Source organism: Peptoniphilus sp. GNH, from assembly GCA_021307325.1.
Taxonomy (GTDB): domain Bacteria; phylum Bacillota; class Clostridia; order Tissierellales; family Peptoniphilaceae; genus KA00134.
The window spans coordinates 1,198,568-1,212,731 of sequence record CP089931.1 but is presented as its reverse complement, the minus strand read 5'-3'; the positions used below and the strand labels follow the sequence as shown (position 1 = coordinate 1,212,731).

Genomic DNA, 14,164 nt, shown 5'->3' with positions numbered 1-14,164 from the left:
AGAAGAACACTAAATAACTACTAAAGACTATAAGCATCTATCAAAATGGTAGGTGCTTTTTTGATGCTCAAAATTAAGGAGGTGAGATATTGGCAAATAGAATAAAAGGGATAACTGTTGAGATTGGTGGGGATACTACCAAATTACAGACAGCTTTAAAACAAGTTAATACAGAGATTAAACATACTCAATCGGAACTGCGTGATGTTAACAAACTTCTTAAACTTGATCCTGGAAATACTGAACTTATCTCCCAAAAGCATAAGCTATTAGGACAGACCTTAGAAGAAACAAAAAATAAACTAACATCATTAAAAGAGGCACAAAAACAAGCTGAACAGGCTCTTGCAGAGGGTAAAATTTCACAAGAACAATATGATGCCCTTAAACGAGAGATTATTGAAACAGAACAAGCTCTTAAATCTTTAGAAAGGCAAGGGGCAACCACTAATCAAACTCTGCAAAACATAGCTATTACTGGAGAAAAATGGCAAAACACAGGGCAAAATATAGAAAATGTAGGAAGAAAAATGATGCCAGTATCTCTTGCAGTAGCAGGTCTTGGGGTAGCGGCAGTAAAGACTGCATCAGATTTTGACTCTGGCATGTCAAAGGTAAAAGCAGTATCTGGTGCAACAGGGTCTGACTTTGATGCTCTGAGGGAAAAGGCTCGTGAAATGGGAGCCAAAACAAAGTTCTCAGCATCTGAAGCGGCAGAGGCTATGAACTACATGGCCATGGCTGGTTGGAAAAGTAAAGATATGATTAGTGGTATTGAAGGAGTCATGAACCTTGCTGCAGCTAGTGGTGAGGACTTAGCTACTACTTCAGATATCGTAACAGATGCCCTTACAGCCTTTGGTTTAAAAGCAGAAGACTCTTCTCACTTTGCTGATGTTCTTGCTGCTGCATCATCTAATGCCAATACCAATGTTTCATTAATGGGTGAAACCTTCAAATATGCTGCGCCTATTGCTGGGACACTTGGCTATTCAGTTGAAGATACAGCAGTAGCTATAGGTTTAATGGCTAACGCAGGAATAAAAGGCTCACAAGCAGGGACAGCTTTAAGGTCTGGACTAACAAGACTCGCATCACCAACTAAAGAAGTTATTAATGGAATGTCCATGTTGGGATTATCTATTGAAGATGTACAGGGGCTTTCACTTGATGAGACTCTAAGCACCTTTAGAGTTGCCTTTGCTAACTTAGACGGAACTCAAAAAGCACAAGCAGCATCCATGATATTTGGTAAAAATGCCATGTCTGGAATGTTGGCAATTATAAATGCCAGTGAAAAAGACTATAACAGTTTGAGTGATGCCATTTATAACGCAGATGGAACAGCAGAAAAAATGGCTGCTACTATGCAGGATAACTTAGCTGGTCAATTAAAGATTTTACAATCTGCCTTAGAAGAATTAGCTATATCCTTTGGAGAACTTTTAATGCCTGCTGTTAGAAAAGCAGTAGATATATTAACAAAACTGGTAAATGGACTTAATGCCCTTCCAGGACCAGTAAAAGGTATTATTGCAGGTATCGGTCTTTTTATAGCTGCTCTTGGTCCAGTTCTTATGATTGTAGGAAAGCTTGTCTGGTCAATAGGAACTATTATGACCAAAGGACCTCTAATAATAGGAGGAATTACTAAGATAGTTGGAATATTTACAGGCACACTTATACCAGCAATCACTGCAGTAGTATCAGCCATTGGTATTGTTCCTATTGCTATTGGTGCAGTAATAGCGGGTCTAGTTCTTTTATGGAAGAAGTGCGACTGGTTTAGAGAAGGACTTATCTCTATTTGGGATACTATCAAAGAATCAACAGTTGCTATTTGGAATGGAATAAAAGAATTCTTCGCCAATCTATGGCAAGGAATATCTGATTCATGGACAAGCACTTGGACTGAAATTACTACTTTCTTATCAGAATTCTGGTCTGGATTTATTGAAGGTGTTAAGACTACTTGGAAAGGCATCAAGGACTTCTTTGCCAACCTATGGAATGGACTTTCTGAAGGATGGAATACTATCTGGACATCTATAACAACTTTTCTAACTGAATCTTGGAATACCTTTATTGAGGGAGCCAAGAGTTTATGGCAAAGTTTAGGAGAATTCTTTACAAGCCTTTGGACAGGAATTAAAACTATTTTTACCAATATATGGACAGCTATTTCAACTACAACTACAGAAGTATTTACAGCAGTTAGTGAGTTTATCAGGACTACTTGGGAAAGTATTAAGACTTTAATTTCAACAGTTCTAGATGCAATCAAAGTAAAAGTAGAGACTATTTGGAATGGACTAAAAGAGTTTTTAACAACAGTTATTACTGCTATTGGAGAATTTATTTCTACATCCTGGACAAACATAAAAACTACAATTGAGACTATCTTGACTTCTATTAAGGCAGTTCTTGAATCAGTCTGGAACGGGATAAAGACCTTTATGTCATCAACAATGAATAACATTAAGTCCTTTGTTTCATCTGCTTGGAACTCCATAAAGTCGACTATTTCATCTGCAGTGAATACTGCAAAGTCAGCAGTATCATCTGCATTTAATTCCATGAGATCAAGTATTTCATCAACCATGTCAAATATTCAGTCCACTATTAGAAATGGATTTAATAATGAAGTTAATCACATTAAAAATTTGGCATCCCAAGCTTATACATGGGGAGCCGATATGATTAACGGAATTGCTAGAGGGATTAGAAGTGCAATTAGCAATGTTACATCGGCTGTATCGAATGTAGCATCAACTATTAGGTCTTACCTGCACTTCTCTGTTCCAGATGTTGGTCCACTTACTGACTACGAATCATGGATGCCTGATTTTATGGAAGGTCTATCTAAGGGGATAGAAAAGAGCAGAAGATTAGTTCAATCTTCGATGGAAAATGTAGCAAGTGATATGGTTTTAAGTCCCAATATATCATCTCTAGGTATTGGGAGACACGATAAAGAACCTATTGTAAATGGAATTGATATAGGAAGACAAATATCCGATGCACTTGCAAACATCAATTTAAAATCGGAAAATTCTGGAGATATAGTCATACCAGTTTATCTTGGAGGGACTCTCCTTGATGAAGTTATTGTTAATGCATCTATGCGTAAGAATTTAAGAAGTGGAGGTAGATAATGACCTAACCCAAAATCTGTGATTTTGTTGGTAGGTCAGATGCAGTCTCACCCCATGAACAAGGAGCAAAGCGACGCAGTGAATGGAGGTGTAGTCGTATAATGAAATATCAATCATATTTAATTATTGAAGGAGTAGACCTACCTCTACCAAATTCTTATGATTTGGAGTTTAGAGATATTGAGGCAGATACTGGAGGAGAAACAGAGGCAGGCACTATTCAAAAGGATATTGTTAGAAATAAAGTAGCAAGTATTTCTGTAAGTTTTTCTTGTAGTCCTAAACTTGTAAAGACATTGAGTAGTTTTGCTAATAATTCTAATCTTAAAGTTAAATACTTAGATACAGAAACACTAGAACTAAAAGAGTCACAAATGTATATAGACAAGTTTCAAGTCAAACTAATAAAAGATACTTCTTATAAAGGATTGTGGGAAGTATCTTTTTCATTGGAGGAGTACTGATGCATCCAACAAGCAATGAATATAAAACAGCAATCAAAAAGAATTCTCGTAAATTTTATTGGACGGGAAATATCATCTTAAAAGATGAAACCATTATTCCCTTTACCAATAAAGATATTCTTAAAGGATCTGGATACATTCATCGTTCATGTTCTGGATCTTCTGAACTTGAAATAGGTACAGTTTATGCTGGAGAGTTTGGAATTAGCCTTTTTTCAAATATAGATAGGTATTCTTTAGAGGATTCAAAGCTAGAACTTTTTTACCATCAAGAATTAGAAAGCAAAAAGATAGAAACTATACCAATGGGAATCTTTGATGTTACTGAGGCAAATAGGTCTAAGAAGATTTTAGAACTAAAAGGCTATGACTATATGCTTAGATTTGATAAGAACTTCCCTGTAACCGATACCTTTGGCACAGCCTTTGAATTACTAAGTCTTTCATGTGAGAAGTGCAAGGTAGAACTGGGTATGACAGAAGATGAGGTAAAAGCTTTTGTAAATGGAGAGGAAGTTCTGGCAATTTATCAAGACCATGATATAGAAACTTATAGGGATTTTATTCACTATATAGCATCTACCCTTGGTGCTTTTGCGGGGATTAGTCGTGATGGGAAATTAATTTTAAAGAAGTATGCAGAAAGCATATCAACTGAAATTAAAACGAGAGAAAGATTTTCTTCATCAATATCAGATTTTAAGACAAGATATACAGCCATCAACTCAACAAACGCAAAGACTAAAATAGCTGAATACTATGCTTTAGAAAATGATGATGGGTTAACTATGAATCTTGGAATAAATCCTTTAATGCAATTAGGACTTCCAGAAAAAAGAAAAAGAATGTATGAGGCTCTTCTTACTGAAATTTGCAAAATTCATCACACACCTTTTGATATGGTAACAATAGGAGACCCAAGTCTTGATGTAGGAGACAGAATAGCTATTTCTTACGAAGAAGAAAAGATTGAAGGACTTATTACTGACATAGAGTACAAGATAAATGGTAAGCACAGGATTTTAGGAGTTGGAAAGAATCCATATCTATCAAAGGCCAAAAGCAAGAATGATAAAAATATAGTAGGACTTTTAAATCAGATTGAATCGGAAAAGTTGGTAGTTCATGCCTATTCAAATTATTCTGCCTTTAATCTTTCTACTACAGACACGTCGATAATTCGTATAGAATTTGCCTCTAATAGAGAAACGGAGGCAATTTTTAATGCCTCTATCTTGTTAAATATAATTTGTGACACTGAAGAAAAAACAAGAAAGATATCAAGGAAGGTTAAGAAACAAGTAGAGATTTTAAATAATGATAGGAAATCCTATGATCCTCCAAGGTTTGAAGAAAAAGAAGAAGTAGAGGAATTAGACTTTATTGAAAACATAGAAATACCAACAAGGATAGTTATTACTTATGTTTTTAATGATACGAAAATAGAACATCACATTCCAAAAGAAACCTACTTAAGTGGTGACCACATTCTAAATCTTTTTTATCCATTAACCAAACTTCAGGAAAAGACGATGAACAACTTTTCAGTGCTTATTAGACTTGAATCAGGACAAGCTATGATAAGTAAAGATAATGCTATCGCAGCTATATCTGGTCAGTCTCTTGGTTCTACAGAGGCTTGGGATGGAAAGATTAAGATTGATGAATCCTGGAAGAGAATAGAACTTAGTCATTCATTTCTACTTAGGAAGTTGAAGGATGAATACAAAGTAGAAAAACAAGTCCCAAGACCACTAGTATTTAATGAAAAGGTAGGAAGATTTAAATATCGAGGATTGATGCTAGGAAAACATACAGAAGAAATTACTACAGAATTTAAAGATAAGGAGGAAGGAAATGCTCAAGGGTAAATCAGTCATCGAACTAACTGATGTGAGGACAAATAAGAAGGAGATTTATGAAGATGAAAACCTAATAACCAATGCAGTCCCAGATTTATTAAGACTGAATCCATCAGGACTTATGTATCCCTTAGATAATGGAACAGTTAAGTTTAAAGATGAAATATTTCCCATAGCTAATAAATGTTATGGTGGGATTCTGCTATTTGAAAATCCTTTAGAAGAGGATCAGAATAAGATAATTGCACCCTCAGACAATCCAATTATTGGTTATGCATCAAATGACGTTAATGAAACTGACAATGCCAAAGGAGGATCTGCGAACTTGACGGAATCCAAACCAATAGATAGAGGATATAAATTTGTATGGGACTTTTCAACTTCACAAGGAAATGGAAGGATTTCATCCTTAGCTTTAACTCATTATAGAGGAGGCAAAAGCTTTTATGGGAACTCTTATGACAGAGAATCAGGAATTCTTATGTTAAATAAGGTTAGTACAAAAACAGACAAGGCTGTTCTATCTTATTATGCAGGTCTTGTTGAAGTAAACTTAAAAGACCAAAGTTTTTATTCTATTTGGCCTATGCCCGATAGACAAATTCAAATAGCTAAAATTAGGGAGTCATTTTTTAATTTAGGACTTAATGATACGATTCTAGATATGCCTACACAAGATATTGAAGTAAATTACATTAAACCTGAAAAATTTTTCCCTAGTAGATATAGCATTAACTGTTCTTTCCATGATGGGGAAGATGGATATTGGTATGGATTTTCAACGGTAGGGGAAACGAACAGCAGGGGAAATGCTGAAATATATACGATAAAGATTAAGAAGGAAGATTTTTCATTTACAGAAGATAAGTGGGTGTTAGAAAATGTACAACTGCAAATAATAGGTAGATATCCAAGTTCTGAAAATGAAAGCCATTATAGGACGATAGGGAGTGTGGTTAGAGGTAAATATTTGTATTGTTTAAATTACAAAAAAAATGGTGTTTATAAAATAAATATTAATAATCCAGTGGACATTACATTGATTAATTTGGAAAGCGAAGTTGATATATTAAGAGGAGAATATACAAATCAGTATTTTTACAAATATGGGGATTATATAGGAACCAGACAATTTTTAATTGATAAAAATGATAATGTTATTTATACAGCTACTGTTGATATGAAGTTTTTAACTTCACCTTTAATTAATATTGGTCCATTTATGATTGGTTTTGATACAGATTCTGGTTATGGGAGTTATACTCTTTATAAACTTCTATTCCTTCACACGCAATATCTTGGAACAATTAATAACCTATCAAGTCCAATATTAAAAACGGCAGATAAGACAATGAAAATAACTTATACATTAACTGAGGAGGAATAAAATGAACAAATTCTTTGAAATACTAAAAGTATGTTTTACAGCTATCGGAGGATGGTTGGGATTTTATCTTGGAAGTGTAGATGCTTTTATATACACACTACTTGCTTTTGTGATTGCTGACTATCTAACAGGAGTTTTAAGAGCAGGGGTTGAAAGAAAGCTATCCTCATCCATAGGATTTAAAGGGATAGCTAAAAAGATTATGATTTTTATAGTTGTAGGAATAGCAAACCTATGTGATGTAAATTTAATTAAAGGTGATGGAACAATGATAAGAACAGCCATCATCTTTTTTTATATAGCAAATGAAGGTCTTTCTATTTTAGAAAATTCTGTAGCTTTAGGTTTGCCAGTACCAGAAAAATTAAAAAGAGTATTGGAACAATTCAAGGAGGAAAAATAAATGAGTAATAGCCCATTAGTACAAGCAACAATTCTCTCACCTAACCATAGCGGTAGAAGAAATCAAAAGATTACTAAAATAGCTATCCACCACGCAGCTGGAGTTATAAATGGTAGAAATCTTGCTGGAGTATTTGTGCCAAGGTCAAGACGAGCATCAGCTAACTACAACTTAGGTTCAGACGGAGTTATTGTTTTAGGGGTTGATGAATCTAACAGAGCGTGGACAACCTCATCTTCCTGGTGTGATAACCGAGCAGTCACAATTGAAGTAGGGAACTCTACAAGAGGTCCTCAGTGGTTAGTTTCTGATTATGTTTTAAAAAGACTAATTGATTTAGTAACAGACATCTGCAGGAGAAATGGAATCTATCCTTGTACCTATACAGGAGGTAAGGATGGCGTTCTTCAAAAACACGAGTGGTATAAAAACACTAACTGTCCTGGTCCATATCTAGGAAGTAAGTTTCCATATATAGCAAATGAAGTTAATAAAAGACTAAGAGGCAATAATACTGTTAGTAAACCAACAGATGGACTATATAGAGTTAGAAAATCTTGGTCTGATGTAAAAAGCCAGAAAGGTGCATTTAAGAATTTAGAAAATGCCAAAAGATGTGCCGATAGATTCAGATTAAAAGTATTCGATGCTAATGGCAAGATAGTATATCCAGTCGGAAAGACAATCGACCAATTAGCAAGAGAAGTTATAAGTGGAAAATGGGGGAATGGAGAAGAGAGAAAAAGAAGGTTAACTAATGCTGGATATGATTATTATGTTATTCAAAAAAGAGTAAATGAATTAATTTAATACAATAATTAAAGCCTGATAGATTTCTAATTTAGAAGTTTATCAGGATTTTGCTTTTTTAAAAATGATAAAACCCTATTTTCGACCAGTGTATTGAAATTAATTATCTACTGAGTCAAAATAAAACTGACTGTAGCGTCGGAATTATTTACTGACAGGAGATAAAGTTTTGAATGATAAAAAATTGAAAGTAGGAGAAAAGAGTAAGTTAGTCGCATAAACTATTAAAAGTGTTGCCTCAAAAAATGAAAGTATATGAGGCTTGTTTGCTATGCACATTTTTTAAGTTTTGTTACTTGAAAAAATTTTAGAAAATTTTTAAAAATAACTATTGACTTCCTTAGTTGGTCTACAAAAGAATAATTAGAGTAGCAAGCGTTAAGCGTGTATTAAAATTATTAATGATTATATCATAATTAAGTATGATTTTCTATTATTCATATTGACATAAAGAAGATAAGTGTATACAATGATAACAAAGTTATCATTGTTCCGCAAAATTATAAATTGAGCAATTAGTCGAGGCGGTGAGGATATGACAGAAATTACTGGTTATGATTTAACACATAAAAAGATTATGGATAGTGGCAAAGTTAATTTTTTAAATGATGGCTATGAACGAGCTAATTTAAGAAAAATTTGTAAAGATGCTGGAGTTACAACGGGTGCTTTTTACAGGCATTTTAATGATAAAGAAGATTTATTTATCAGTTTAGTTGATCCATTGGCAAAAGAACTTTTGGGTTTTTATAACAAGTTTGAAGAGGAATCTTTTCAAAACATAGAAAAAAATTGTGGAGAAGATTTATCAAAAATTAACATTGAAGGGTCAATTGAATCTGCATTATATATGTTTAGCAAAAAAGATTTATTTAATCTCTTAATATATAAATCATATGGTACGAAATATGATAATTTTATAGAGCTTCTTGTGGAAAAGGAAGATATAAATAGACATAAAGCGTTTCATATTATTTCAAAGAAAAAGAATATAAAATCAGAAGTCCCTAAAGATGCAATGCATTTGTTAAACCATGCTTATATTAATGCATTGTGTGAAATTATAATGCATTCTCAAACAGAAGAAGAAGTAAAGTTAAACACAAGAATAATTTCGAAATTTTTTTATGATGGATGGGAGAAATTGAGAGGTTTTTAAATATAAGGGAAAGGGTATTAAACACCCTTATATTTTTTAAAGTAAAGATAACTAAGTTAGCTAATATAGTTATCTATCATATGGAGGTGTTAAAGATGAAAGAAAAAAGGAAAGGAGATTTCCATTGAAAAATAATTATATGAAACGCCTATGGCAGCTGGCAGAAGGAGAACATAAAGGCCTCAAGCTTTCCATTTTCTTGGCAGTTATTGGGGTTCTTTTAGGTATGTTGCCTTATTTTGGCGTAAGCAAAATTGTTTATGGTTTGTTTGTTGGAAATAAAGATTTTTCCTTCTACCTACCTTGGTGTTTTCTAATCTTGATTGGCTATTGCTTAAAACCAATTTTTTACGCCAAGGCCTTGGCAGAGTCCCATAAAGCAACCTTCTCTGTTCTAAGAAATGTACGAATCATGCTCTTGGAAAAGCTGCCTAAAATGCCTCTTGGTACGATTATTGACACCCATAGTGGTGATTTAAAGACAACCATTGTTGATCAAGTAGAAAAAATGGAACGACCTTTGGCTCACTTATTGCCTGAGATGACGGCGAATATTTTAGGGCCTGTATCCATCTTCATCTATCTATTAATTTTAGATTGGAGAATGGCTTTATTGTCACTCGTTTCAATTCCGGTAGGTATGTTTTTTATGTCATTAATTATGAAAGGTTATGCAGAAGATTATAGTAAGTCGGTTGCGACCAATACCGAAATGAATAAAACAATTGTTGAGTATGTTGGCGGAATTGAAGTGATTAAAACTTTTAATCAAGGCGAAAAATCCTATGGGAAATTCACCGATAAAGTGATAGCTAATGCTTCATTTTATTATCATTGGATGAAAAAATGTCAAATGCCAGTGTCCTTATCCAAGAACATTTCACCAACAACTTTGATTACGGTATTACCTGTTGGTTGGATCATGTTTATTAATGGAAGTTTAGAGATGTCAACCTTTATTACGGCCATCATCCTTTCTCTTGGTATAGCCGGTCCCTTACTAGCTGCTATTAACTTTGTCGATGCCTTAGCTCAAACAGGGACAACTGTCGGACGAATTGATGAAATCTTAAATGGGACAGAACAAGTTCATCGTAGAGAAAGAGTTCATTTAAAAAATCATGACATTGCTATCAAGAATCTACATTTCTCCTATGAACCAGGAGAAGAAGTTATTAAAGGAATCGATATGGTAATTCGAGAGCGAAGTTTAAATGCCTTTGTTGGTCCAAGTGGTTCAGGAAAGTCAACCATTGCCAAGTTAATTGCTGGTTTCTGGGACGTAGAACAGGGAGAAATATCGATTGGCGGAATTAATTTATTCAATATTCCACTTGAACAACTCTATGATTTAGTTGCTTTTGTTTCGCAGGATATTTTCCTTTTTAACGATACCATCATGGAAAATATTCGAATGGGCAAGCCTTCGGCTAGCGATGAAGAAGTGATTGAAATTGCCAAAGCTTCTGGTTGTCATGATTTTATTATGGCTTTAGAGCATGGATATCAGACCAAAGTAGGGAGTGGAGGAAACCATTTATCAGGCGGTGAAAAACAGAGGATCACCATTGCTAGAGCCATGATAAAAGATGCTCCAATTATCATATTAGATGAAGCGACGGCTTATATTGATCCTGAAAATGAGCAAGTTTTACAAAAAGCAATTAATAAGCTTATTCAGGGAAAAACTATCATTATGATTGCTCATAGGTTATCAACAATAACCAATGCAGACCAGATTTATCTCATTGATCATGGCAAACTTGTAGCAAGTGGCAATCATGAAGAACTTCTTAAAGAAAATAAGCTTTATCAAGCCATGTGGGAAGCACATATCGGTGGAAAGGAGGTGGCTTAGATGTTAAGTGGACTTCGAAAGATATGGGCATTTGCAGATAAGGAACGAATAAATTTAAACAAGTCTGTTATTTTTGAATTTGTGTATGCCATCTTCAATATGTTGCAAATAGGAGCCATTTACTTTGTGCTCCAAGCCTTGGTGACAAAAGATTTTAATTCCTTTATAGCACTGAAGGTTTTTCTTATGCTGTTGGTAAGTATTGTCGGAAGGTCTTATGCCAACTATTTTGCTCAATTAGATCAAACGCATGCTGGGTATTTTATGGTAGCTAATCGAAGAATAAGTATAGGAAAAATGCTGAAGACGGTTCCAATGGGATTCTTTAATGAAAATAATATTGGAAAAGTGACTGGTGTTTTAACAACTGTTCTAGATGACGTTGAGAACACAGCTCCTATGGTTTTAGTTGTTATGATGAGTGGCTTCATTAACTCATTTGTGTTCACCCTGATGATTTTATTTTTCGAGTGGAGAAATGGGCTGATTGTTATAGCAGGAACGGTTTTATATCTATATATTACTTCTGTCATGGAAAAAAAGTCGAGGACACTTGCTCCAAAAAGGCAAGAGGCACAATCTCTTTTAGTAGAAACGATCTTGGAATATATCCAGGGAATGCCGATCATTAAATCCTTTAATTTAACAGGAAAAGGAGACCAAACCGTACGCTCGGCACTAGAAGAAAGTCGCTCAGCCAATCTAGCCTTGGAGAAATTATTTACACCCTATACCATCGGGCAAGAGCTCGTTTTAAGAATTTCCAGTGTTGCCATGATTGTCCTTTCACTTTATTTTTATATCAATGGCACCATGGATTTATTGAAAGCAATTATGTGTATCATCATGTCATTCCTGGTGTTTGCAAGTATTCAATCCGCAGGATCCGCCATGGCGACATTAAGAGTTGCAACAAGTTCTATAGAACAAGTAGAAACAACAGAAAATATGCCTCAGATGGATATTGAGGGCCAGAAGATTACGCCTCATCATACAGATATTGAATTCAATAATGTTAGCTTTTCTTATGATAAAATACCTATTTTAAGGGAGGTTTCCGTTCATATTCCGGAAAAGGCTATGACAGCCATTATTGGACCAAGTGGATCTGGTAAGAGCACCATGTGTTCGCTTATTTCTAGATTTTGGGACGTGGATCAAGGCAGCATATCGATTGGAGATGTCAATATTAAAAACTACACGCTTGAATCCTTAATGGATTTAATTAGCACCGTATTCCAAAATGTTTATCTTTTCCAAGATACCATCGAAAATAATATAAAATTTGGCAAACCACAAGCTAAGAAGGAAGAAGTCATAGAAGTGGCAAAAAAAGCCCAATGCCATGACTTTATTATGAATTTGCCAGAAGGCTATCAAACCATCATAGGCGAAGGTGGCACATCTCTTTCAGGCGGAGAAAGACAAAGAATATCAATAGCAAGGGCTATGATAAAAAATGCCCCGATTATTATTTTTGACGAAGCTACAGCAAATGTTGATCCAGAAAATGAGGATAAACTTCAACAAGCCATAGAAAGTTTAACAAAAAACAAAACGGTTATAATGGTTGCTCATAGGTTAAAGACTGTTAAAAATGCGAATCAGATTATAGTTCTTAAAGACGGAAAATTAGAGGAGGTGGGGAAACATGAAGATTTAATTAGAAAAGAAGGCACTTATAAGAAATTTATAGAAGCAAGAGAAGAAACAGAAAGCTGGAAGATTAAACAAAATAAGGAGGATTTCAATGAAGAATCGATTAACAGCAAAGGATTTAATTAACGTAGGAATTTATACGGCTATTTATTTAGTCATATTTTTCGTAACAGGAATGCTAGGGGCTGTGCCAATACTTTATCCTACCATATTTATATTAATCCCAATATTAACAGGTATTCCATTTATGCTATTTCTAACCAAGGTAGAAAAGTTTGGAATGGTATCTCTAATGGGAATCATTTTAGGAGTATTTTGGTATTTTATGGGTTACACTTGGTTAGCACCAGCCGTGTATATTCCAATGGCAATTATTGCTGATGTAGTTATGAATACTAAAAAGTATAAAAGTTTTAAAGTTAATACAATAGGATTTTGGTTGTTTTCATGTGCTGAGTTAGGCTGTCAGATGCCAATGTGGGTTATGGCAGATACCTATATGGAAGGAGTAAAACAACAAATGGGTGAGCAATTTGCGACCGATTTAGCGAAATATATGCCACCATGGATGGGAATTGCTGCAATTGGCATCATGTTTGTTGGAGCAGTGATAGGTGCTAATCTAGGCAAGAAAATGTTGAAAAAACATTTTGAAAGAGCTGGAATTGCTTAATGGAGGCTTACAAAACTTATGTTCCCCCAATAAAGAAAGGCTTTTATTTAGATCCGAGAACAAAAATATTATTTATGGTATTCATTAGCACTATAATGTTTTTTGTCTATGACAATATAGGTATAGATATAGCGATAGTTTCTATCGCTATATTCTTGCTTGTATCTAATAAAAATTACAAAGCTGCAACCATATATGGAATTTTATTTGTTTTGGCTGTTATTTCAAGCAAAACTAAAAATATGTATGAATTACCATCCATATTAAACATGATTAATGTATTGCTCAACTCATTAGTCATAAGGCTTTTTCCTATTTTCATGATGGGATACTATACGATTAGTTCCACCAAACCAAATGAATTTATAGCAGCTATGGTAAAGTGGAAAATTCCAAATGCGTTTATTATTCCTGTTTCTGTAGTATTTCGTTTCATACCTACTCTAAAGGAAGAAAATAAGGCTATATCAAATGCTATGCGAATGAGGGGGATACGATTTAATAGTAAAAAAACAAAAGCCAATCCATCATTGTTTTTAGAGTACAGAATTATCCCGCTCCTGTTTTCTGTTGTCAAAATAGGTGATGAACTTTCTGCATCAGCATTAACAAGAGGATTAGATAATGTTAAAGGCAGAACGAGCCTTGTTGAGGTTAAATTTAGCAAATATGATTTTTTGATTTTTCTATTGATTATAGGATTGATAGTTTGGTCTTTAGTATGAGGGGGAAAG

At 34.2% G+C, this 14,164-nt stretch carries 11 protein-coding genes; all 11 read left to right on the top strand.

Annotated elements, in window-relative coordinates; genetic code table 11:
• The first annotated feature begins 89 nt into the window (after positions 1-89).
• The 11 genes from LV469_05940 to LV469_05890 all read left to right on the top strand — a co-directional run bounded on the left by LV469_05940 (position 90) and on the right by LV469_05890 (position 14,155).
• Positions 90-3,155, top strand: coding sequence for a phage tail tape measure protein (locus LV469_05940; protein ID UHR02183.1), 3,066 nt, complete (start codon positions 90-92; stop codon positions 3,153-3,155).
• A 101-nt stretch (positions 3,156-3,256) separates the two neighbouring features.
• Positions 3,257-3,619 (top strand): hypothetical protein, encoded by a 363-nt coding sequence (locus LV469_05935; protein UHR02182.1) that lies wholly within the window; start codon positions 3,257-3,259, stop codon positions 3,617-3,619.
• Positions 3,619-5,490 carry a hypothetical protein gene (locus tag LV469_05930; GenBank protein ID UHR02181.1) on the top strand — a complete coding sequence of 624 codons (1,872 nt, stop codon included), beginning with the start codon at positions 3,619-3,621 and terminating at the stop codon, positions 5,488-5,490. The genes LV469_05935 and LV469_05930 overlap by 1 nt, the downstream gene beginning before the upstream one ends.
• On the top strand, positions 5,477-6,868 hold the full coding sequence (locus LV469_05925; protein ID UHR02180.1) for a hypothetical protein: 1,392 nt from the start codon (positions 5,477-5,479) through the stop codon (positions 6,866-6,868). The genes LV469_05930 and LV469_05925 overlap by 14 nt, the downstream gene beginning before the upstream one ends.
• 1 nt (position 6,869) lies before the next feature.
• Entirely contained in the window at positions 6,870-7,271 is a 402-nt protein-coding gene (locus LV469_05920) for a phage holin family protein (protein ID UHR02179.1), read from the top strand.
• On the top strand, positions 7,272-8,081 hold the full coding sequence (locus LV469_05915; GenBank protein ID UHR02178.1) for an N-acetylmuramoyl-L-alanine amidase: 810 nt from the start codon (positions 7,272-7,274) through the stop codon (positions 8,079-8,081). It abuts the gene before it with no gap.
• Between the two features lie 535 nt (positions 8,082-8,616).
• A complete protein-coding gene (locus tag LV469_05910) occupies positions 8,617-9,240 on the top strand; it encodes a TetR/AcrR family transcriptional regulator (protein UHR02177.1) in 624 nt (207 codons plus the stop codon).
• A 139-nt stretch (positions 9,241-9,379) separates the two neighbouring features.
• A complete protein-coding gene (locus tag LV469_05905; GenBank protein ID UHR03593.1) occupies positions 9,380-11,098 on the top strand; it encodes an ABC transporter ATP-binding protein/permease in 1,719 nt (572 codons plus the stop codon).
• Entirely contained in the window at positions 11,099-12,883 is a 1,785-nt protein-coding gene (locus tag LV469_05900; GenBank protein ID UHR02176.1) for an ABC transporter ATP-binding protein/permease, read from the top strand.
• Positions 12,849-13,430 (top strand): MptD family putative ECF transporter S component, encoded by a 582-nt coding sequence (locus LV469_05895; GenBank protein ID UHR02175.1) that lies wholly within the window; start codon positions 12,849-12,851, stop codon positions 13,428-13,430. Before LV469_05900 ends, LV469_05895 begins: the two co-directional genes overlap by 35 nt.
• Positions 13,430-14,155: an energy-coupling factor transporter transmembrane protein EcfT gene (locus LV469_05890; protein ID UHR02174.1), complete on the top strand. Its 726-nt coding sequence runs from the start codon at positions 13,430-13,432 to the stop codon at positions 14,153-14,155. The genes LV469_05895 and LV469_05890 overlap by 1 nt, the downstream gene beginning before the upstream one ends.
• The last annotated feature ends 9 nt before the right edge of the window (positions 14,156-14,164 follow it).